The organism is Paenibacillus sp. NPDC058177 (genome assembly GCF_042883835.1).
GTDB classification, from domain to species: domain Bacteria; phylum Bacillota; class Bacilli; order Paenibacillales; family Paenibacillaceae; genus Paenibacillus_AQ; species Paenibacillus_AQ agri.
In genome coordinates this window covers 853,674-874,906 of record NZ_JBHVVB010000001.1, presented here as the reverse complement: position 1 = coordinate 874,906, position 21,233 = coordinate 853,674, and the positions used below count along the sequence as shown (strand labels likewise).

The 21,233-nt window shown below is 45.6% G+C and carries 20 protein-coding genes and 1 pseudogene; 2 read left to right on the top strand and 19 right to left on the bottom strand.

Translation table 11 applies throughout. From position 1 onward, the window contains the following. Positions 1 to 9 precede the first annotated feature (9 nt). From bioB to ACFVU8_RS04090, 10 genes and pseudogenes are all read right to left on the bottom strand, one after another. On the bottom strand, positions 10 to 1,008 hold the full coding sequence (gene bioB, locus ACFVU8_RS04135; protein ID WP_387425938.1) for a biotin synthase BioB: 999 nt from the start codon (positions 1,006 to 1,008) through the stop codon (positions 10 to 12). A 5-nt stretch (positions 1,009 to 1,013) separates the two neighbouring features. Next, positions 1,014 to 1,760 (bottom strand): dethiobiotin synthase, encoded by a 747-nt coding sequence (gene bioD, locus ACFVU8_RS04130; protein ID WP_387425937.1) that lies wholly within the window; start codon positions 1,758 to 1,760, stop codon positions 1,014 to 1,016. After that, complete coding sequence (gene bioA, locus ACFVU8_RS04125; RefSeq protein WP_387427192.1) at positions 1,757 to 3,088, bottom strand: adenosylmethionine--8-amino-7-oxononanoate transaminase; 1,332 nt, start codon at positions 3,086 to 3,088, stop codon at positions 1,757 to 1,759. The genes bioD and bioA overlap by 4 nt, the downstream gene beginning before the upstream one ends. A gap of 286 nt (positions 3,089 to 3,374) precedes the next feature. Then, on the bottom strand, positions 3,375 to 4,235 hold the full coding sequence (locus tag ACFVU8_RS04120) for an ergot alkaloid biosynthesis protein (RefSeq protein ID WP_387425936.1): 861 nt from the start codon (positions 4,233 to 4,235) through the stop codon (positions 3,375 to 3,377). A 234-nt stretch (positions 4,236 to 4,469) separates the two neighbouring features. Next, positions 4,470 to 5,501 (bottom strand): NAD(P)/FAD-dependent oxidoreductase, encoded by a 1,032-nt coding sequence (locus ACFVU8_RS04115; RefSeq protein WP_387425935.1) that lies wholly within the window; start codon positions 5,499 to 5,501, stop codon positions 4,470 to 4,472. Continuing rightward, positions 5,501 to 6,478, bottom strand: coding sequence for an ABC transporter substrate-binding protein (locus ACFVU8_RS04110; RefSeq protein ID WP_387425934.1), 978 nt, complete (start codon positions 6,476 to 6,478; stop codon positions 5,501 to 5,503). The genes ACFVU8_RS04115 and ACFVU8_RS04110 overlap by 1 nt, the downstream gene beginning before the upstream one ends. A gap of 124 nt (positions 6,479 to 6,602) precedes the next feature. Continuing rightward, complete coding sequence (locus ACFVU8_RS04105) at positions 6,603 to 8,231, bottom strand: helix-turn-helix domain-containing protein (RefSeq protein ID WP_387425933.1); 1,629 nt, start codon at positions 8,229 to 8,231, stop codon at positions 6,603 to 6,605. Positions 8,232 to 8,432: 201 nt separating this feature from the next. Further along, positions 8,433 to 8,846: a VOC family protein gene (locus ACFVU8_RS04100; protein WP_379464038.1), complete on the bottom strand. Its 414-nt coding sequence runs from the start codon at positions 8,844 to 8,846 to the stop codon at positions 8,433 to 8,435. 100 nt (positions 8,847 to 8,946) lie between these two features. After that, positions 8,947 to 9,882, bottom strand: a complete 936-nt coding sequence (locus ACFVU8_RS04095) for a ketopantoate reductase family protein (protein WP_387427190.1) — start codon at positions 9,880 to 9,882, stop codon at positions 8,947 to 8,949. 301 nt (positions 9,883 to 10,183) lie between these two features. Then, positions 10,184 to 11,977, bottom strand: a pseudogene (locus ACFVU8_RS04090) (ABC transporter substrate-binding protein). A gap of 172 nt (positions 11,978 to 12,149) precedes the next feature. Between ACFVU8_RS04090 and ACFVU8_RS04085 the strand changes: the two are divergent. Then, positions 12,150 to 13,394, top strand: a complete 1,245-nt coding sequence (locus ACFVU8_RS04085) for an MDR family MFS transporter (RefSeq protein WP_387425932.1) — start codon at positions 12,150 to 12,152, stop codon at positions 13,392 to 13,394. A 1,461-nt stretch (positions 13,395 to 14,855) separates the two neighbouring features. Here ACFVU8_RS04085 and ACFVU8_RS04080 read toward each other — a convergent pair. Both ACFVU8_RS04080 and ACFVU8_RS04075 read right to left on the bottom strand, forming a co-directional pair. Continuing rightward, positions 14,856 to 15,041, bottom strand: a complete 186-nt coding sequence (locus ACFVU8_RS04080; protein ID WP_387425931.1) for a hypothetical protein — start codon at positions 15,039 to 15,041, stop codon at positions 14,856 to 14,858. Between the two features lie 134 nt (positions 15,042 to 15,175). Continuing rightward, complete coding sequence (locus tag ACFVU8_RS04075) at positions 15,176 to 15,682, bottom strand: GNAT family N-acetyltransferase (RefSeq protein ID WP_379464044.1); 507 nt, start codon at positions 15,680 to 15,682, stop codon at positions 15,176 to 15,178. Between the two features lie 168 nt (positions 15,683 to 15,850). Here ACFVU8_RS04075 and xerS point away from each other — a divergent pair, with 168 nt between their 5' ends. Beyond that, positions 15,851 to 16,933 (top strand): tyrosine recombinase XerS, encoded by a 1,083-nt coding sequence (gene xerS, locus ACFVU8_RS04070; protein ID WP_379464046.1) that lies wholly within the window; start codon positions 15,851 to 15,853, stop codon positions 16,931 to 16,933. 294 nt (positions 16,934 to 17,227) lie between these two features. Here the strand turns inward: xerS and ACFVU8_RS04065 are convergent, their stop codons facing one another. From ACFVU8_RS04065 to lpdD, 7 genes are all read right to left on the bottom strand, one after another. Beyond that, entirely contained in the window at positions 17,228 to 17,458 is a 231-nt protein-coding gene (locus tag ACFVU8_RS04065) for a hypothetical protein (protein ID WP_379464048.1), read from the bottom strand. A 91-nt stretch (positions 17,459 to 17,549) separates the two neighbouring features. Further along, positions 17,550 to 17,981: an NUDIX hydrolase gene (locus ACFVU8_RS04060; protein WP_387425930.1), complete on the bottom strand. Its 432-nt coding sequence runs from the start codon at positions 17,979 to 17,981 to the stop codon at positions 17,550 to 17,552. Positions 17,982 to 18,212: 231 nt separating this feature from the next. Further along, positions 18,213 to 18,956, bottom strand: a complete 744-nt coding sequence (locus ACFVU8_RS04055; protein ID WP_387425929.1) for a DUF4247 domain-containing protein — start codon at positions 18,954 to 18,956, stop codon at positions 18,213 to 18,215. A gap of 12 nt (positions 18,957 to 18,968) precedes the next feature. After that, complete coding sequence (locus ACFVU8_RS04050; RefSeq protein WP_066361470.1) at positions 18,969 to 19,475, bottom strand: DUF4178 domain-containing protein; 507 nt, start codon at positions 19,473 to 19,475, stop codon at positions 18,969 to 18,971. 16 nt (positions 19,476 to 19,491) lie between these two features. Further along, complete coding sequence (locus tag ACFVU8_RS04045) at positions 19,492 to 19,896, bottom strand: DUF350 domain-containing protein (protein WP_175373177.1); 405 nt, start codon at positions 19,894 to 19,896, stop codon at positions 19,492 to 19,494. 126 nt (positions 19,897 to 20,022) lie between these two features. After that, positions 20,023 to 20,691: a PspA/IM30 family protein gene (locus tag ACFVU8_RS04040; protein ID WP_175373178.1), complete on the bottom strand. Its 669-nt coding sequence runs from the start codon at positions 20,689 to 20,691 to the stop codon at positions 20,023 to 20,025. 70 nt (positions 20,692 to 20,761) lie between these two features. Next, entirely contained in the window at positions 20,762 to 21,100 is a 339-nt protein-coding gene (gene lpdD, locus ACFVU8_RS04035) for a prenylated flavin chaperone LpdD (protein WP_379464053.1), read from the bottom strand. Positions 21,101 to 21,233: the final 133 nt, after the last annotated feature.

Below are 21,233 nucleotides of genomic sequence, written 5' to 3'. Positions count from 1 at the left end.
GACACCGCCTTAAAGGGCATTTAATTCAATCTCAAAGCCCAAATCCTCAATGATTTGATGATCAGCCGTAACTTCTTGGCCTGCTGTCGTTAAATAATCACCTACAAAGAGTGAGTTTGCGGCGAACAGAGATAAAGGCTGCAGCGTACGGAGGTTGACTTCTCGGCCGCCTGCCACGCGGATTTCTTTAGAAGGACAAATGAAACGAAATAGCGCCAGTACCTTCAACGCTTTCATTGACGGTGTGCGGCCCGCATGTTCCAGAGGTGTTCCTGGTATCGAGTTCAGGAAATTGATAGGAATCGAATCCGCATCCAATTCGCGGAGCGCATATGCCATTTCAACAATTTCTTGATTGGTCTCTCCCATGCCGATAATTACACCAGAGCAGGGAGACATACCGTGAGTCTTTACCTTCTCCACGGTTTCAACACGTTGATCATAGGTATGGGTCGTCGTGATGGAGGGGTAGTTCGCCTTACTCGTGTTTAAATTGTGGTTGTAGCGATGTACGCCAGCTTCAGCAAGACGTTCGGCTTGATCGTCCTTGAGAATCCCCAGACATGCGCAAATTTTCAGTGGCATTGTGTTACGGATTTCTCTAACCGCATCCACCACTTGATCCAACTCCTTGTCTGTCGGGCCTTTCCCGGACGCTACAATACAATAGGTTCCGGCTTTGCGTGCCAGCGCTTCACGTGCGCCTGAAACCAACGTGTCTTTATCAAGCAAGGTGTATTTTTTAACCGGGGCTGTCGAAACAATCGATTGCGAGCAGTAGCCACAGTCCTCAGGGCAAAGGCCGCTTTTGGCGTTGATGATCATGTTCAGCTTCACTTTTTTACCGTAAAAATGTTTTCTCACCTTAAACGCAGCCTGCATGAGCAATAGCACCTCATCATTGTCGGCGTCCAGCACAGCAAGCCCTTCCTCTAACGTTAAACATTCTCCGTTCAATGCTTTTTGGGCAAGCGCTAGCCAATCCATCTCCGCTGCAATTGTATTCATATCAATCATCCTCCTATGGTCTGAACTGCAAATGCCTCTTTGATAGGCGCGAGTTGTATGGTTCTGCGTACGTTATGTATCAACGTCTCTGATGTTGCTTCATCGGTTAAACGGGGAAAGCGACCGAGAACCTTTAGACCGCTGTATTGTTCGATGAGTTGTGCATTCGTAGCCACACTTGGATCATCATAGGGTTCCGTTGACTCCCCGACATTCAATATGACACCCACAATTGGAACCCCACGATCCCGAAGAAATGAAGCAGTCAGAAGTGTATGATTAATTGTTCCTAGACCAGAACGGGCTACAATTAATGCAGGTACCCGAAGCTCCGAGATTAAGTCCACTATGAGAGCGTCATCGGTTAGCGGGACAGCGACGCCTCCTGCGCCTTCGATGAGTAATGCCTCGAAACGTTTAGTCAGCGGTAGACCTGCAGCGATAATCTCTTGTAGAGTAAGATTTACCCCAGCTTGTCTGGCGGCGAGCATGGGTGTAAGTGGAGCTTCAAAGGTAAAGGGTGCGACTGCTTCGGGCCGTTCATTAATTCCCGTGCTTTTCAGCAGCCGTTCAGCATCGGTAAGTCCGCTTCCAAGAGGTGCACCCGACTGAATCGGCTTCCAAACACCGGCATTCAACCCTTCGGCTCGGAGCGTAGCTGTAATGGCAGCTGTTATAACCGTCTTCCCGATGCCGGTGTCTGTACCTGTCACAAATAATCCACGTAGCGTTTCATTGTTCGCTTTGTTCATGTAACCAGACCACCTTCAGTGACTTGAGATATGGATTCTGCCAAAATATCTATCATGGCACCAAGTTCAGCCTCACTACTGACAAGCGGAGGGATGAAGACGATCACATTGCCGAGCGGTCTTGTTAGCATTCCGAGTTCTCTGGCCCGCAAGCTTGTCCGAACGCCAACTCGCTCTGCCCAATCGTACGGCTCACGTGATCTTTTATCGCGTACGAGCTCGATTCCGATCATTAGTCCCTTTTGCCGGATTTCGCCGACGTGCGGATAATCCTTGAGTACTGCCAGCTTTTGTTCAACAAATGATGCCTTTGTTCTCACTTCCTCGATCATATTGCGCTCTTCAAACAGCTTCAAACTGGCCAAAGCGACAGCACATCCGAGGGGATTGCCCGTGAAGGAATGACCGTGGAAAAATGTTTTCTGCTCTTGGTAATCAGCATAAAATGCTTCGTATACTTCGTCAGTCGCAAGCGTCGCTGCCACAGGCAAATAACCACCAGTCAACCCTTTCCCGATCACCAGCAAATCAGGTGAAACATCTTCGAGATCACAAGCGAACATAGCCCCTGTCCGGCCGAAACCAGTCGCCACTTCGTCAGCGATGAGCAGCACGCCATACTTCCGGCACAGATTAGCCATTTGGCTTAAACAGCCTGGTGGCATGACTATGATGCCACTAGCTCCTTGCACGATCGGCTCCACGATGAGCGCCGCAATCTCATCCGCCCGAGTCTCGAGCAAATGACGCAGTGCGGTCAGTGTATCTTCCATTGCCTTCGTCTCACCGCCCTCATGACGATAAGCGTAGGGATATGGAATGACGTGGGAAGGAAACAGCATCGGGCGAAACACATCATGGTACAGAGGGATCGCCCCGACACTCACTGCTCCAACTGTATCTCCGTGGTACGCCTGATTCATCGTGATAAACTTCGTTTTACCCCGTACTCCCTTGTTATGCCAGTATTGAAAAGCCATTTTGATCGCGATCTCGACACCGGTTGCGCCTGAATCTGAGTAAAACACTTTGTTTAATCCTTCCGGAGTGATCTCCACCAACTTTTCTGCAAGCTCGATTGCTGGTACATTGGCCATGCCGAGAAGGGTAGAATGAGCGACTCGCCCCAATTGTTCCGTGATTGCCTGATTTAGCTCCGCCACGTTGTGTCCATGTACGTTGAGCCAAACGGATGAGAAACCGTCATAATAAGCACGTCCTTGGACGTCATAGAGCATGATGCCTTCGCCGCGTTCAATAATGAGTGGATCAGAGTTATCGTAATCTTTCATTTGCGTAAAAGGATGCCATAAGTGATCCTTGTTCATAGCAGCAAGACGTTTGTAATCCGTTATCAAAGATTATCACCATCCGTTGTTTATTTAATTGTAAACCTAATTAGTTTTATAGGTTCACAATCGGATTTGGTAATTCTAGCAGACAGAAACGCCCCTGTAAAGAGAATTAAAATTGTAAGTTTGAAGATTGACATCACGAAAACTAAGGGAGAACGCGGAAACGTGGTACCTTAAAGACTCAGGTGAAAACATCACCTCAGATATGAAAACAAAGAAAAAAGCCGCTAAATTAGCGACTTTTATTATTTATTCAAATTCATTCCCTCGTCCAAACGCTAGCATGTTTTTTGGCAAAATCCATAAAAGATACAGGCGCTTTGCCGGTGACCTTTAATACCGAATCGGTGGTTAAATCCTCTGTCCCCTCCTCACGAATTCTGCGATCAAGTGCGGTCATGAACGCTGCATACTCCTTGCCTAGTCCTAACGCTAACCAGCTACGGGTGAGTTCATGATCTTCGATAGATGTATGCTTTATAATTCTTCCCGTTACATAGCTTATGATTTGACTGACCTCATCATATGAGAGAGAATCCGGTCCGGTAATCATATGCTCCGTATTATGGGCATGACCATCAATAAGTGCTCTTACCGCAACTTCGGCGATATCTTCCGCGGTAACAAAACCAATCTTCCCTTGTCCTGCAGCGCTTATAATCAGATTCTGATTCGAAATGGTCGCTGCGTGCTGACTTTCGGTGAAATTCTGCATGAAATAGGATGGTCTGAGAACTGTCCACTCCGGAGCCAGCTCCTTCAACAATTGATGAACCGGACCAAAGACGGGTCCGTTCTCTGAAATGGATGCACTGCTAAGTAGCACAAATCGACGAACGCCCTTTTCCAGTGCCAACTCAATAAATGGTTTCATGACTTTAACAGGTTCAGGGTCGCCTATTGGTGCAACCAAATAAACGCGTTCAATATCTTTCAATGCCGGGAGAAATGTGGAACTGTCGTACCAGTCGAAATGGACTTCATTTTCCGGGTTTGTAATCAACTGAGCGTTTCTAAGAGTAGTCGTATAAGAATATCCCTGTTGTTCCAGCCGCTCTGCAATTTTTGTCCCTGTCTTCCCTCTTCCGCCTGTTATGAGGATTTTTCGCTGATTTTTCATCTAGAATGCATCTCCTTTTTCAGACCATTTAGTCCGATATGTTCAAAAAATATAAACGCAAAATCGCTTATCAGACTATTCAGTCTAAAATAAATAAAATAATAATGAAGCCCTCCTCCTTTGATCACATCATTATCATACTCATTTCGGATCGATCAGTCAAGAAAGGATATCAAATTAACAAAACACAGCAATTGCATGAGACGTATCTCTTACAATTGCTGTGTTATCTTTTTAATAGTTTTGGAGAATAGTCTTATTCTTCTCAAAGAAACGGGCGTTATGAGACGAAACACCGGCCATATCTGAGGCTGTCGGTTCCATGTATAGTTTTGCGCTGTTCACCGCTAAGACCGCATCATTAAAGGCACCTGCGATCAAGCGGACCTTGCTGCCGTAAGTGATACAATCACCGGCCCCGAATATCCCCGGGATACTGGTTCGCATCCGTGGATCAACAGTCATCCCGTAATCTTCCTTGGCTAAGCCCCAATTCAATAATTCGCCAAAATCACGATCAAACCCATGACTCACTACCACTTCATCGACATCAAGGTGTTCAATTGCACCAGTCTCTGCATGTTGGAGGGCAACCTTTTCTATTTTATCCCCTACTCCATGTAAGCGAGAAATACTATAAGGTGTCATCACCGTCGCACTGGCCTTCATTTCTGCAACAGGGAGTTCGTGTGCCGTGAATTGATCCCGTCTGTGGGCAACGGTGACATGCTTAGTCCATTTTACAATCTCGTTGGCCCAGTCAACGGCAGAATCCCCTCCGCCAGAAATAAGAACACGCTTATCTTTAAATCTCGACAAATCCGTAATCGTATAGTGAAGATTCGTTAATTCATAACGGTTTGCACCTTCAACATCCAGCTTTTGAACTTGGGTCATGCCCCGACCAGCACATAATATTAGTGTACGTGAGTAATGACGTTCCCCCGATTTCGCTGTGATTACAAGGGTATTATCAGCAAGTCGTTCCAGATGTGCGATTTCTTGGCCAAAAATAATCGTTGGGTCAAAGGTTCTGGCTTGTCTTTCTAAAGAATCAATTAATTGTTCACAAGGTATCGGATCGACTCCGCCAACATCCCACACGAGCTTTTCGGGATAGGTCCGCATGAAGCCGCCCAATTCCGTTTTGGCTTCGATAATTTTGGTACGCATGGCTCTCATCCCGCTGTAGAAAGCCGCATACATTCCTGCCGGACCACCGCCGATAATCGTAACATCATATACATCCATTTCGTGTGTACTCATTAAGGCACCAGCTTTTCTACAATATAGTCAATTAACATACCTGTTCCGATCGGACCCTTAGCTTGAATATAATCATTGGTGCGCAATGGGAATACTTGATTATTTTTAACTGCACTCAGGCCTTTCCACAGAGGATTGTCTTCTAATTCCCCTAAGGATTGTGTGCTATCGTAGTCCACCATACTTCTTGTTTCTAGGAAAATATAATCCGGTTTGATTTCCGGTAAAATTTCTAATGAAAACTGTGTGAACCATACGTCTGAATCCTTAGTGACTTCGGGACTTTTCAGCCCAAGCGTCTGATAAAAAAATCTACTGACATCATCATCCGCCTTTGGCCCTAAATAGCGGTACCGGGTAGGCTCAACTCGAAGTACAAGTACCGTTTTATCGCCAATCGCTTGATGAATTTTATCTTTAGCCTCACTCGCTTTCTGGTCTAAAGCGGTTAATACTTTGTCTACTTCGGCTTCTTTATCGAAAAGCACTCCCAGCTCTTTCATGGCCTCATGTACCCCGACACCTGCCTTTATAGCAACGGTGGGTGCAATTTTTGACAACTCATCATACACTTTGGTTTCTATACCTTCCCCTGACGTAAGAATCATATCCGGTGATAAGCTCAGCAACTGCTCAAAGTTATATTCATATTGCGCTTGCGAGATCGTTTTTACCCCGTGTTTTTCTAAATAGGGGGTTCGGTAATCAGGCTCAATCTCAGGAACAACTACGGCTAACTGTGGAGTTATACCCATCTCAATTAGATCCTCTGCATAGCTTGAGCTTGTGACAAGCAGGTTCTTGGGATGGGCCGGAATCGTCACCTCACCAAAAATATCAGTTACAACCCTTGTTTCGCTATGATTTGCCGGCGTTTCCGCAGACACCTCTTCTTTCTTACTGGATTCGTTGGAACATGCAGCTAAAACAACAACCATTAGCGCTGTTCCAAGCAACTTGGACAATCTTCCTGCCATTATGTACTCGCCCCTTTATTTATTGATAATAATTATCATTATCATTATCAAAGATTATCAAATAAAGAGCCTTCCTTCCATAGCGAATGGTGCGATTTCAAATGGATTATTGTGCTACACCCTGCTAATGATTTTTCAAACTGCTAACCACTTGATCAATAATTATGTTCTGGCCAATGACTCCACAGCCATCCACCCACAGACTTGTATCAATGTAGAAAACATGACCGTCCTTTACCGCCCTTAAATCCCTCCACTGCTGGCCTTCTCTTAGTTTCTCCATATTTTCGTCTGCATTAAAATACTCCATCATACGTTTCTCCACAAATAAATAAGCCGGATCGGCTGCAGATAATTGATCGATTGTACAAGGGTTAAACCAACCCTCTCCTGCCATTAGAGACTCGGGAAGCGCCAGCCCTAATCTCTGATACAGCAGCTGTGACACGCCACTGGAGTTGCCGCCCAAATATCGATAGCCGAACGGTTCTACTCGCAAGACCATTACTGTGGCCCCAGATTCAATGATTGAGCTTAATTGTTGCCTTGCAGCATTTACTTTGTTGTCCATTTGTACCTGAAGAGCGTTAGCTTCTTCTTGTTTATGAAACCAAGCACCAAACTGTTGGAGCAGGATTTCTACATCATTGGTCAGACCGGTTAGGATTGGAGCGACCCCGCGCAACTTCTTCTTAATATCTTCTGTTATGAAATGCCCCATAATGATCTCAGGCTGCTCTTGCTGAATGAATTCTATATTAGTCTCATATTGGGGAACTTCCAGCAGTTTTACCCCATGCTTTTCAAATAGCTCTTGTTGATGCTGAGGTATTAGTAAAGGTGTTACCATTACAGCCTGGGGAATGATCCCTAATGAGATTAGAACCTCGGCACAGAGTGCTGAGATTGATAATACCTTCCGCTCGCCCAAATGCTGAACATAATTCCTTGGTGACATGCCTGCAAATTGTTTGAAGCGACGGCTGAAATAATGTACATCTTCAAATCCTATCTTTTTGGCAATATCTTGTGAACTGACTGACGTTAATAGCAACTCTTCCTGGGCACGATGGATTCTGTAATTTGCCAGGTAGTCTAAAGGAGGCTTGCCACACAATTCACCAAATTTGCGAGAATAATGCCACTGACTGACACCTGCGATCTGTGCTAGTTCTTCGCGGGTAATCGTCTCATGATAATGCTCCTGCATATAAGCAATCGAACGCAGAATTCCTTCTTCTGTTGTGTGCTGATCACTCGTTGGTTTAAGATATAAGCTTTTCAATAATCCATATAAAAAAGCCTGATGCTCTACAAGCTGCTCAGATGCTCCCATAGACTGCTGTGTATTTAAAGAATCACTTATGCTCGTTAAAAAACCACCGGTCAGCTGCACAATCTGGTATGTATTTCCTAACGGTACATGCCAATCTGCTTTCACTACTGTTCCTTCTGCTTTCAGAATGGACCAAGTATGAAATTGGATATGCCAGCCTGCTAAATCCAGGTTTCCGCCCTCTAATACCTCAACGAAAGAGTTCTCTTCAATGGCGATGAAATGACCAAAGGCTACATGAACATGCTGCCCGTTAATATTCCAAACCGCTTGGCCATCTGTGATCACGATTAATGTATGGGATGTACAATAATTAATTTCACCAGCAGTCATCCATTTCTCTGACAACAATGTAGTCGACTCCCATTGAGCGATCCATGGTCTTACATTGGGTTGATGCGTTTCTGTCCAACTCAAGATGTTCTAACCCCCTTATAGCCTTTAACAATCCATAACGCGCCCTTTTGTCCACATTACAGTGCAGAGACTTTCATTCTACACGAAATTACCATGACCTTGTAGTCGAAGCTGGACGTATAAAAATACCCCCAAATGCTATGCATTGGAGGTGTTCATTATTTCTATGAGGCAGAAAAGAGTACAACAGCTCTTTTGCGCTTACTGTGGATGTGGAAGACTTAACTGCCAAGATACCCCGAACCGGTCGGCGGTCCAGCCGAATTTTTGACTGAATGGGTACGCGCCTAGTGGCATTAGGATTTGCCCACCTTCCGACAGCTCGGCAAAGATCCGGTCAATCTCTTCTTCGGAATCACAGGTGACGAACAGGGAGATCGCAGGTGTGAAGGTAAAAGCATGCTTGACATGGCTGTCGATACACATATAGACTTGACCGTTCAACGAGAAGGAGGCCTGTACTACGCTTCCTTCAGCACCGGACTCATTGGGCCCATAACGCTTGATGCTGATGATTTCAGAGTTTTCAAACAAGGAGATATAGAAATTCATCGCCTCTTCGGCCTGTCCTTCGAACATTAGAAATGTGGCAATTTTTTGTGATACTTGTCCCATGCGTAGTCAACTCCAGTAACTATTTTAAAATGTACTATTCTTATTTTAGAGGAGTTAGAAGAGAATTGCTACAACCCCCAACTCGGTTTGGTTACCATCCTTATTCCTTCTCTGCTGGAGGAAAAACATTTCTCTCGTATACCTTTAACCGGGCATATACCGTTTGCAGAATAGGGTAATCGCCTTGATCTGGAGCCGCCAATGCCAGAAGGAAACCATGCAGATGATCGGCTTCGATCGGAAGCCTCTTCTGCATATCCCGCTGCATCGATGACATCATTGATGGCTGCATGGAAATCATAGTTTGCAAGGTGGTGGACTCCAGATCTGGATCTACCGACATTCCGGCACTACGGGCAATGGTGACAATTTCCTTGAGCAGCAGCGAGTATACCGACATGGCTTCAGGTGTTTGAAGAATCGGCCCCACTGGAGACTCCATGAATGTAGTTATGCCGCTAAAGCTTGCGATGAATACATATTTCTGCCAGACTACACGCTGAATATCCTCGGATAGAACGACTGTGAATCCCGCACCATCCAGGTGACTAAACAGCTGCTGAGACCGCTCTGATACCCCGCCTGTCCATTCTCCAAATACAATACGGTGAAACGGACTGCTCTGAATGATTGTCCCTTCCTCATCTAGCGTCGATTCAATATAACAAAGACCGCCAAGCACTTTCTCACGGCCAAAATGGTTGCTTAACGCACTGAAATGGTCGTAACCGTTAAGGAGCGGAAGAATTAATGTATGTTCTCCCACGTAAGGGGCAAGATCACTCAGTAGGTCCGGCAGATGGTAGGCTTTAACTGACAGGAGGATGCAATCAAATGGCTCCGCCTGATCTCCATATGTAATCGTACGGATCGGGGTATGAAAATCCCCATGAACACTTTTAACCTGCAGCCCGTGATCTGCTAATTGACACTGCTTGGACGGGCGAACGAGAAACGTAACATCTTCTCCTTTTTGAACAAGACGACCACCGAAGTAACCGCCAATTGCACCTGCACCTACAACCAGAAAACGCATGTTTGTCATCAAAATTCAATCCTCTCTATAACCTTATTGGGATAAATAAAAAGACCTCTTAGCAAATCTGCTAAACAGGTCCGATCGGCAAAAAAAAGAGTCAAGTTTTGACCGTTCTTTTGTCTCGGTCCTTGCGGATCAGAGCAAAATCCAACGAGTTCACCTCCATGGCTTCGCGTGAAGAGCTATTCAAATACTGCAATTACTAAGGAGCACCATTCGACCTGGTCGATACAGCCTCCTTCGTGAGTATAACAGAGTTGGCTATACCTGCATACCCTCTCAAACAGTCAGAAGAGCTTTATGAATCAATCATGCGATCATTATCCGGAATTGGAGTGGCACCCTGAGGCGGCGTTTTAATCCAAAGCTTCGAGAGATCCAGAAAACCAAAGGTACTGGTGTGTAATCCATATAAACTTTGATCGAACAGGGCTCTCTTGTTGAGATGGCATCCGTAGAGCACCCAGAAATTATCACGAAGTATACTCTCTGCTTGATTCAGCAGCCTGGCCCTATCAACTTCATTCTGCTGCGCAAAATCCTCCAAGCTCCGGTCGATAACATCAAGCTGGCTCTTGAGCAGAAGTATGCGCAAGAAATTGGACTCGTTCTTAAAGTAGGTAATCATTCCCCACTGCCAATCCTCTTCCAGGATCTCTTCACCCAATATCAATTCCGCATGATTTGTAACCTCTTCGGCATTATGTTTCTCAAGCGGGTGAAACTTAAGCGTTATTCCCACCGCGGCACAACGATGCTGCAGCCACTGCGCTTCTTCGCTTTCTTCTTTTTTAGATATAAAAGCAACAGTAATTGGCTCTCCATCATACCCGCAAGCCCGCAGCAGCTCTTTGATCTGCTCTGCTGAATCGGTTGTATTCTCCCAATTCCTCTCTCTGCTATTCCAGGGCAATAAGCTGTCTGCCGGGGTCAATCGACTGCCTCCAAGCTCCTTGATTACAGCTGTCCGGTCATAAATCAGCCGCAAGGCTTGCCGAAACTTAAGCTGATGATGTATGCCTTTCTTACGAAAGTTGAACAGAATATATCGGCAGCCTAGCGCAGGATAATCAATTCGGTTATTGCAGTCATGACGGTTTTCCCGCTCCTTCAGCAGCTGATCCGGCAGCTCATATTGCCGTTCAGGCGCAACGTCATGGAGCAAAAACCAGATTTCTACCCGGTCGAGCAGCGCACGCAGACCATAATATTGGTCAAATGCCTCCAGCACAAGAACATTCTCATTCAGTTCCTTGACCCGGTACGGTCCGGAGCCGACAAATGCTGTACTGAAATCCACGTCATAAGGCACAATGGACATATGAATATTGCTGAACAAATGCAAAATAAACAAATTCGGCCGGCTCAAATGAAAATGAACACAATATTCTCCTTGCATCTAGGCACTAATAATATCGTTATAAAACCAAAGCGAGGGACTATGCAAATTTCGCAAACGTTCTAGCGACGCGATAATATCTTTGGCGGTCATGATCCGCCCATGATGAAAACGGACCCCTTTACGAAGATAAAAGACCCAGTGTGTATGATCCTCGTTGCTCTCCCACATATGCGCCAAGCCCGGCAAAAAGCGATTGTTAGCCGTTTCATAGATCACTAACGTGCTGCAAATTTGGCTTAGCAAATAGGATTCAAACGCAGAATAGACAAATGCAGGGTCCAACTTATCCAAGGCCCTATTTCGAACCATCCGCAGCACATCCTGTCCCGAAGTGGACTCCGGTTCATGCTGAAAACCAAGATGTTTGTTAAGTTCGTTCAGCAGACGAATCTTGAACGGTTCATTTCCGGTGGCATTGCCCAGCAACACGGTAGCTTCTTTTATTTTCCCCTTACGAAGTAATTCCTGAAAGCTGTTCTCCATTATCTCCTCTTTACTCTGCAGGAAGGTAAGCTGGGACATGTTGCCCCTCCCTCTGCCCGCCTGCCAATGAATCATTCCCTTCTCTTCAAGCTTCCGGAGGATGAATTTCACATTACGGGAGGTGCAGCAGAGGATCTCACTAAGTTCTTCGATACTTACAGGAAGCGGCTCATGTAGCCGAAAAGCAGGATTCAAGGATTCTGCCATATTCAAATAATGCAATATAGCCTGATTGTACATAACGGCCTCCCTATTTTCCGGAAAAGGTGAAAAGATGAAAGAATATCTTACACTTTTACTTCCCCCTTTAGTCTGTACAATTATAAATAAACATTTATGAAAGATACAGAAAATTCACAGCGAATTAGGAGAAACAGCTATGAAACAGCATTTGCAGCAAATTCATCCCTTAGCCTGGACCATCATTGTGGGCACAATGTTCGGTCGTCTAGTCACTTCCATGAGTATTCCCTTTCTATCCATTTATCTAGTCCAAGTGCTCGGCGCCACCCCTACACAGACTGGCATTACGGTTGCCGTCAGCTCACTTGCAGGAATTCTGATCAGTTTCTACGGCGGCTACATTTCTGATAAAATCGGCCGGAAGGTCATCATGCTGATTTCCGTCTTTAGCTGGGCGGGCGTCTTTTTTGGCTTCGCGGCAGCACAAGAACTATGGGTCTTCTTTCTCGTTAATATGCTTAACGGAATCTGTCGCGCAGTCTTTGAACCCAGCTCGCGCGCACTGTTATCAGATGTTACTCCGGCTAAACACAAACTGCTTGTCTTTAATCTGAGATACGCTGCGATCAATCTGGGTGTTGTATTCGGACCGATTATCGGGCTGCAGCTCGGCTCAGTACAATCCAAATTCCCTTTTATCGTTGCCGGGATCGTCTACATTGTCTATGGACTGGTCATCTTTCTCCAGTTCACTTTGCACCGCTCAGCTCTGCCTGTTCACAACGATGTCACGACACCACGTCTTCGGGAAGCCTTAACCACGACAGGGAAGGATGGCGTATTCGTGTCGGTACTCATTGGTACGATCTTTTGCATCATGGCTTATGGACTTTTTGATTCCACGCTAGCGCAGTATCTAACCATGAACACGCACTTCTCTAATGGCAAGCAGCTGTTCTCATATATGCTATCGCTGAACGCAGTAACCGTATTGGTTATGCAATATCCTGTTGTGCGGATCGCCCGCAGATTCTCGCCCCTGGTCCCATTGATCCTGGGGAATGCTCTTCTTGCGTGCAGTATGATGCTCTTCGGCTTAGCTGGAGGCATTGGCTTGATGAGCTTTAGTGTTGTGCTATTTACAATCGGTGAAGTACTGCTCGCCTCGATGATGGATATGCTGATCGACCGGATCTCTAAACCTGAATTGAAAGGCACCTACTTTGGCGTTATCGGGTTTAACAACTTGGGAAACGTTATAGCCCCGGTTATAGGTGGTCTTCTGTTGGATGAGTTCGGCATGCAGAACGGCCCTGCCGTCTTTCTCCCGCTGGGATTAATCATAGCTCTCGGCATCCCCTTCCTGCTCATCGCTAAGAAAAAGCTTGCGGCCAGAGAGCGAGATGCTGTGCAGGCGAGGGAGCACATGGATATAGCTTAATTGCATGTTCAAAAAACGGACAAGACCCGGTAAAGAGACGATATCTCTTAGCCGGGTCTTTATTTTAGCGTATAGGGGGAGCGTGAAGTGCAATGTAATTCTAAGAACGATTAATGCTGAGGGTAATGGATGGAATTAATCTTTATAAGACTAAATGTTTGGACGTATTTGTAAGCATTTGAAATCATTCGAAAGTATTCGAAAGGTAACAATAGGAATTCTTATTGTTCAAATCATGTTAGTTAACATAATATTATTTCCGTAAACTATTATGTATACTGTCTGAACATAGTGGGGATTCGTTCTTTGACAAACTCCCTAAGAACTGCAGGCTCAACGATTTTAGCGTAGCTCATTAGCTTCAGTGCTGTGTTACAAGCGGACTCATAGTCGTACATATTCACGGTAAGCAGCTGTTGTTCCCCCTCTTCAACCACGCTTATGATCTCTAGATTCCCGAGTGCTTGAACATGCTGTAGATCAACTTTGAGTAAAACTTTATACTGCTCCGCCTACCTTCCGCGCCACGAAAAACTTGAGTTCTAAGTGAAGATGGGTCTTGGTTACCTTTTTCCATGGTTTTGTTGATAGAAAATGATAGGCGTATGTATTTATGTCAGAGTAGCTAAGTGAAGGGTTTTTTTTGATTTTACTAATGTGAATTTTTCATATATTGAAATCGCAGAATTTTGTGTTGTTTTTTTACTGATTAGTGGATTCGGTGGTTGGTTCATTGGGTTGTTTGATTGTTTTGTTGTTTTTCGTTAGTTCAGTTAGTTCACTTGATTAATTAGTTGCTTATTCGTTATTCACGCCCTTAATTAATTGTTAAAGTTGTTAATAAAAAGTTCACAAGTTAACTTAATTATTATTATGTTAACTATATTTCTCTCTCCTTCTCTTTCCACCAAAAAAGCATCGTTTACCCAAAGAGGTATACAATGCTTTTAACAGGCTGATCAAGTATATACCAGCTTACTCCAATAGTGGTTAGCTAGAACATACTGTGTCCAATGCCCTCTTTATTTTCTGGACAATAAAAAGTTCATATCGTAAATCCAATCTCTTTTGTAATTAACCTGGAAACTAAATTTAGAACTTATCCTGAACTTACCGAGAACTGAAGTGACGCACACAATATGGGGCTGACACACAAGTTTAGGGAATCAGAACGCCCATGCCTCCACTCGATTGCCTGTGCTGCTATAGTTGTTATACTTGCCATTCTTCTATAGTTGCTATAGTTCCTATAGTTGATATGCCGTCGTTTTCCTTCGTGTAACATTTATTTTTCCAAAGTTCTCCAAAGTCTACACAGTGTTTAAATAGCGGCATTTTTGTACCTTATATTGATGATTTTAGCGTGAAAAAGGGAATTAGGAGCATTATTGTACCTTATTTTCCTACATATCCCTCAAAAGACGATATCCCCAAAGAATTAAGATACATACAAAAATGCACTTATTTATGCATCAGCGAGGACAGAAGGGCAAACCGGTGCTGAGCCAGAAAGTCCTTCCCCTGTCGTTCCAAAGATGGAACAAGTTTGAAGAGGGCACGGATACAACTGGTGACGAACAGCAAGTTTATACTAGTATAGTAGCTTGCGAGCGTCTCAAAGACCGGTGTTGCTGCTTGCTTACACAAGTTTATTTTTCGCCTGTTTGCTCAAAATCCTCACTTCTCCATAACGAAAATCATTAAATTGGGGCAAAAAACTAACGTTGATGTAGAGTGTGATACAGTGATTTCTTAGTGCTGTAAAGCTTTTAATTGTCCATTTACTTTATAGTATTAATATTTAATGTACTGAAATATTGACTGGGATTGCCTTGCCTCGGATTAAAGCGCTCCTGAAAAGCCCCATCGGTATAGCTACCGATCACGCGGTGCCAAAAATTACGGGCCGGAATATTGGCACGGACCTGCGACACCTTCCAGTCACCTGGGAACATGTCAAACAGCTTGTGCGCAGCCCAGGTACCAACCCCGGTACGGCGATATTTTTGCATCACAAAAAATTCTGTCATATAAAACTGCCCTTCCGTGCTGCGCAGCAGCCTGTCCACCAACGCAAAGCCAGCTGTAGCACCGTTCACCGTCATCTGGTAGGCAAATTTGTTGTTCCCGCTGCTCCAATAGGCTTCAAGCCCCGGATAGGTCGGAAACAAGCCGTCACGATTCACATCAAGCTCCAGATACTGTGTAAAATCATACAAGTAGAGCTGCATCAGATTGCTGATCAGTTGTTTACGTTCCTTGGGAACCAGTTCAATTCCAAGTTCCATGAGGTTCACCCCTGCAAGTCGCTTTTTTATAACCCATCATATAACTTTGTCTCCCTTGGAGCAAGGTACCCTCCCCTGTAACCCCCTGCACTTCGGGCCAAGCCAGGAAAAACATGTTAAGATAGAGTAAAGTTAACCCGATGGAATACATACAAGAAGGTGATATTGATGAGCATTCAAAAGACCAACGACCGCAAACATCTAGACCTGAAGCTGCCGCTCATGCCCTGGTTCGTGCAGCAGTTTATCGATTATAAACGGCCTGACCTCTCTCCCTCCACCCTGCTGGAGTATATCCGGGATTATGAGTCTTTTTTCAATTGGCTGCGTGCAGAGGGTTTGTCCCTTGCCGACAATAATACCGGAATAACACTGCTAGAACTGGAGACGCTGCATATGGACAGCATTATCGGCTACCGGCTCCATCTCACGACTCGTGCGGAGAGTACGAATAGTAAGGTCACTGTCTCCCGCAAGCTCTCCTCTCTTCGCTCTCTATTTCATTATCTGAGCCAGATTGCTGAAGATGAGAATTTCTACCCCCTCCTCAAACGCAATATCATGGCCAAAGTGGAGATCAAACGTATTCACAAGCCGAAGGATACGGCGGCCAAATTGAAGGGTAAAATTTTAGAGGAAGAAGAGCTTCTCGAGTTCGTCGGCTACATTTATGAGGGGTACGGGCGTGATGTTGAGGGTAACAAGCAAGCGTATTATTCTTTTCAAATCAATCGCGAACGGGATGCCTGCATCGCCAGTCTGATTCTCAACTCCGGTCTGCGTGTATCAGAGGTCGTCAATCTCAATGTGGACGATCTGGATCTGAACAATAAAATGCTATATGTATATCGCAAGGGTCACAATGATGAAACCTTTAAAACCCCGGTCTATTTCCGGGAACAAGCCAAAGATGATCTCACCCATTATCTCGGCCTGCGCTCCTCGCGGTATAAGACTCCTAAACGGGAAAAAGCGCTCTTCATCGCTCTTCCGAACGGTAGCCAGGAGGGCAAACGGATGACCAAGAGGGCCATGCAAGAGATGATCATCAAATACGCCAAGCGTTTTGGCAAGCCTTATCTGACGGTTCATAAACTGCGTCATTCTTTCGCAACCGACTATTATTTGCAGAATGATATCTATAAGACCAAAGAGCAGCTTGGACACGCCTCTACAGAGACCACAGAGGTCTACGCCCATCTGACCGATAAAACGATGTCTGAAGCGATTGAGCGGCGTCTGGAGTCCTAATTTGTCTCTCCCTCCGCGGCTCCGCCCTATCTAATAGCTGGGCTGGAGCCGCTGCTTTTGTGACGAGGGGTTTATGGACGTGTCGGGGATACGGCTGTGTGGTTAATTTCAAATTTTCTATTGTGAATTTTTCATATGTTGATATTTGGTAAATAAAGAGCGAAGTTGGAGCATTATTCTTCGTCACCGTTCGTTCAGCGTTCGTTCTTTTTCTGTAAAAAAAACGGATACATCCTCCAAAGAAGGTTTGTATCCGTTTTCATTGTAATTTATCGTTAATCGTTAAAGCACGTGTTATAGATACCTAGTAGATTTCGTAGCCCGCTTGAGCCGTTCTATCTCCTGATCAGACAGCTTCTCCTTACCAAGCAAATGATTATATACTTGTTTCGTCGTAAACTCAGGCGTTACATTCACTTTCTTTTCTGTGAGGTCTGAATCCCAGATCGAACCGATAGTCGCACCTTTTAGCATTGATTTACCAATATCTTTTAAAGAGGTGATCGTCTGTTTCTCATCCTTCATCGTGATTCCCTCCTGTGAAATTAATTGCCTTGCTACTTTAGTATTACGACTGTTATGTAAAAAAGGTACATCAAAACGCTGGTAAAATCAACTAATTCCACCCATAACTAGAGAACCAGCGGCCATCCTTATGGTCTTTCAGCGCTTGTCCAATAAAAGGGATGAGGTTGTCAGGAAGATCATCCATGGGAAACCAACACATATGATCACATTTATTGGGCTCGGCATTTCGGATCTCTCCCACCCAGCGCTCAGTAATAAAGAAAAAATCCACCCGCTCGTTAGCAGCTTTGATGTGCATAACACCAGTCATCTCCAGATCATCCGGCTGAATCACAACGCCGCATTCTTCTCTGACTTCCCGTATAGCTGCCATTTTCACTTCTTCGCCTCCGTCAAGCTTTCCTCCCGGGGGGCCATACCTTCCATCCTCATGACCAGTGTTACTACGGCGCATTAAGAGTATTTGCTGATCCTTAACCAGAAATACATGAGCTACACTTACCAGTTGAAAATAACTCATCCGTTATCCTCCAATGTGTAAAGTAAAGAGCAGAAGTGCGGAAAATAGCATATGCAAACATACGTTCTCAATCCAAGAATACCACATTTTCAGTTCAGTTAACATCCATTTTTAAGAAGAATATCTTCGCTTCACGCGTCCTTTTTTTCAACCTGTTATCCCTTTTCTACCCCATCTCATTAAAAAAGCAGAGCCGCTCTTACTGACGCGTCTCTGCTTAAAGTTAGGATGTTACCTACCCCTTCGGCCGATTTTACCGGTACCAAAGCGGGTTTTGGGTTTGCTAATTTTGGGCTTCGGAGCATCGAAAATGCTGGACCCGCCCTTTTTACGGGAAATGCTGCCTTTGCTTGTACCGCTATCACTCTTACCGCTCCCTCCGGTCACACTGCCCGGATCGGTGACACTCTTACTGTTCCCCCTGCGGGTGAGCTGTCCCTTCCGTTCTACGGTGATCGGTGGCGCAATTTTCTTATCCTGCTCAGTCGGCTTGTGATACGTTCCTTGCTTAGGCTTATATTCATCCTTACTTCCATAACCCCTGTAAGAGCCATAACCGCCCCCCGAACCGAACAAATCGCCGATCAGCCTGGCAGCGAGATACGTTTCCAGAAAGCTGGAGTTATAGTTGCTACGCACATACTCTTCTGAATCGACTTCGACCAGCGTATCCTCCGGCTTTTTCGGATCTTGTTGCAAATGATACCACTGTTTGCCGTACACCAGGAACATATGTTCCGAATTAGCGGATGAGATCTGATCAGGCTTCTTCTGTGACGCCAGTTCATCTGCTACTTCCTCGACCGATTGGCCACTTGCCCTGTAGACATAGGAGGTGGAATGACCTTCCTGGTTCACCGATTCCAGCGGATAGTTCTCCTTGAGGTCGGGAGCACTGCCGCATGCGGCAAGCACGGAGGCCAGCAACCCCAGTACCATAACTAAGGATAACAAGCGTGCTAACTGTCTTTTCATGGGCACCCTCTCCTATGAAGCCCGGATTACCCTAACATCGCCCGGGATCACTTTCTCACCTTCATACAGCATAAACCGTCCGTTCTGCCATTCAATGCGCAATAGACGGAAATCGTCGGACTGATACTGCCACACATGCTGCTCTCCCCCATTCATGAATGGGGTCTGTCCCGCCACTGCTACATGACCTTCGTATTCTTCCTCTAGGAAATACTCATGGTCATCCAGTTCCAGTGTTGTAGGCACCTCTGCAGGATTATCCAGCCGTCCGTCAATCGGTTTATACAACCCATATTGTAGCTGCTCCCGCTCCTCAATATGCAGATAGGCGATTTCGCTTCCATCACGTAGCGTCAGCACAACTGCATTCCGTCCTCGGTTATGGGTCCTCCCAGTGACCTCATAAGTAACCAGCGAGACTTCACAGATATCCCCGGGCGCAAGACTTAGCATGCTCTTGGGTACTGCCGGAGGCTCCGGCTTGGAGAATAAATTGCCTATGCGTTTCCAGATACTCAACCTCCATCAATCCTTCCTACAAAAAAGCTGAAATTATTAAAGCCCCGACGATATGCAGCGAACCTGAAAGCAAGCCATAACCGATTTTACCCTGCTGCGTCCCATGATCCAGATCCAGCTTGCCCCAAACGGCAAACAACAGGCGCACAGTACGCTCAAGTAACAGCAGTAATGCAAAAGAAACCACTGATACAAGCAGCGCTTCCCCGAGCCGGTTTGAAGTTGCGATCGAGGTTGATAATATGTATGCCTGGGTCAGCAGCTTCAGTACGAGCCTGGTCGTGACAGCCATGTTGCCCGCTTTCAGTTCTTCAATATCGTTATAACGGGTAAAAAGTGAATCCACGTACATCAGCACGAACAGCAAAATAACACTGCATACCGTCCATACCACCATGGACACCAGTATATGGAGATCCATTACCTTCAGCCCCCGCTAAATTAATTTTCATATCCTGTACTTGCATAGATAAAAGCGAAGGAGAAACGATCCCGCTGTCTCCCCTTCGCCTATTAATATTAAGCTGTTATTCCGGCTCTGCTTGCCTTACTTCTTGTCGTATTGCTTAAGCAGTGCAGCCAGCTCGTCTTCCACAGCCTGGTCCTTGTGAAGCTTCTCAAATTCGTCATCCAGCGATTTGCTGCCGGAGCTCATTTCGTTGCTCGCTTCCGCCTGTGCTTCTGCTTGGAGCATCTTCTCTTCCATACGTTTGAGGCCTGCTGAGGCCGAGTCAGAGCTGAATCCGCTCATAGCTTTGTTGATTTCAGTTTGCGCTTTAGCAGCGTTGTAACGCGCTACCAGCGTCTCACGTTTGTTCTTCATCTGAGCAAGCTGCTTGCGCATCTCATCCAGCTTACCGCGCAGGTTGTCTGCTGACGCTTTGTTCTGATCAAAGCTAGCCTTGTACTCCACAAGCTTAGCTTCCGCTGCTTTCTTCTCTTCAAGTGCACGGCGGGCAAGATCAACATTCCCGGCTTGAGCGGCCGCGTGAGCCTGCTGGTTGCGTTTGTCGACCAGTGCTTCCTGCTCTTCGTAGAGCTGTTTAAATTTCTTCTCAATGGCGATTTGAGCAGCTACTGCTTTCTCAGCATCCTCCAGATCCTCAGTCATATCGCGGATGTATTGATCCGTCATCTTAATTGGATCTTCCGCCTTATCGATAATCGCATTAATATTGGACATTGTGAGATCGCGTAATCTTTTAAAAATAGACATTGTTCATTCCTCCAAAAGAAAAGTTTAAAAAACTGTTTGTTATCTCATACGCAAAGATGCCGCCGCCGTTTCAACTTTGTTGCAATAAATACTGTTCCACTTTGGCATTAACAATTTCTACAACCTGCTGAATGCCCTCCTTGGTCAGATCATCATAATGAATGCCCATGACTACCGTTACCGATCTCCGCAGTGCAGTTGCTACCTTGTGAGCAATCCCCTCACTCAAGGTGTGTTCTTTGTGATGAGGAACAGCTGAGGTCAGCACTTCAACTTGATCCCCGATCAGAAAAGCTGTACTGGCTGCACCGATATGGCTGACGCCTCCGGTAATAAGCAGCAGCAGATCACGGCCAACCTCCAGCGCGGTCAGTTCAATATCGCCCGGATGAATGTTCTCGTCAGCCAATTTCATAGCCTCCTCTTATTTTAACCGAATCATCAAGAAATAACTTCCTTCCCACCTGCTACGGCAGTAAGGTGAGACCTCTGTTACTTACTTTACTATATCATGGAACCGACTGTCTCTGGTAGAACACAAG

Bases quoted from the DNA above. Each gene is read 5' to 3' on its own strand.
- bioB (WP_387425938.1), bottom strand. From the start codon at position 1,008: ATGAATACAATTGCAGCGGAGATGGATTGGCTAGCGCTTGCCCAAAAA.
- bioD (WP_387425937.1), bottom strand. From the start codon at position 1,760: ATGAACAAAGCGAACAATGAAACGCTACGTGGATTATTTGTGACAGGT.
- bioA (WP_387427192.1), bottom strand. From the start codon at position 3,088: ATGAACAAGGATCACTTATGGCATCCTTTTACGCAAATGAAAGATTAC.
- ACFVU8_RS04120 (WP_387425936.1), bottom strand. From the start codon at position 4,235: ATGAAAAATCAGCGAAAAATCCTCATAACAGGCGGAAGAGGGAAGACA.
- ACFVU8_RS04115 (WP_387425935.1), bottom strand. From the start codon at position 5,501: ATGAGTACACACGAAATGGATGTATATGATGTTACGATTATCGGCGGT.
- ACFVU8_RS04110 (WP_387425934.1), bottom strand. From the start codon at position 6,478: ATGGCAGGAAGATTGTCCAAGTTGCTTGGAACAGCGCTAATGGTTGTT.
- ACFVU8_RS04100 (WP_379464038.1), bottom strand. From the start codon at position 8,846: ATGGGACAAGTATCACAAAAAATTGCCACATTTCTAATGTTCGAAGGA.
- ACFVU8_RS04095 (WP_387427190.1), bottom strand. From the start codon at position 9,882: ATGCGTTTTCTGGTTGTAGGTGCAGGTGCAATTGGCGGTTACTTCGGT.
- ACFVU8_RS04085 (WP_387425932.1), top strand. From the start codon at position 12,150: ATGAAACAGCATTTGCAGCAAATTCATCCCTTAGCCTGGACCATCATT.
- ACFVU8_RS04075 (WP_379464044.1), bottom strand. From the start codon at position 15,682: ATGGAACTTGGAATTGAACTGGTTCCCAAGGAACGTAAACAACTGATC.
- xerS (WP_379464046.1), top strand. From the start codon at position 15,851: ATGAGCATTCAAAAGACCAACGACCGCAAACATCTAGACCTGAAGCTG.
- ACFVU8_RS04065 (WP_379464048.1), bottom strand. From the start codon at position 17,458: ATGAAGGATGAGAAACAGACGATCACCTCTTTAAAAGATATTGGTAAA.
- ACFVU8_RS04060 (WP_387425930.1), bottom strand. From the start codon at position 17,981: ATGAGTTATTTTCAACTGGTAAGTGTAGCTCATGTATTTCTGGTTAAG.
- ACFVU8_RS04055 (WP_387425929.1), bottom strand. From the start codon at position 18,956: ATGAAAAGACAGTTAGCACGCTTGTTATCCTTAGTTATGGTACTGGGG.
- ACFVU8_RS04045 (WP_175373177.1), bottom strand. From the start codon at position 19,896: ATGGATCTCCATATACTGGTGTCCATGGTGGTATGGACGGTATGCAGT.
- ACFVU8_RS04040 (WP_175373178.1), bottom strand. From the start codon at position 20,691: ATGTCTATTTTTAAAAGATTACGCGATCTCACAATGTCCAATATTAAT.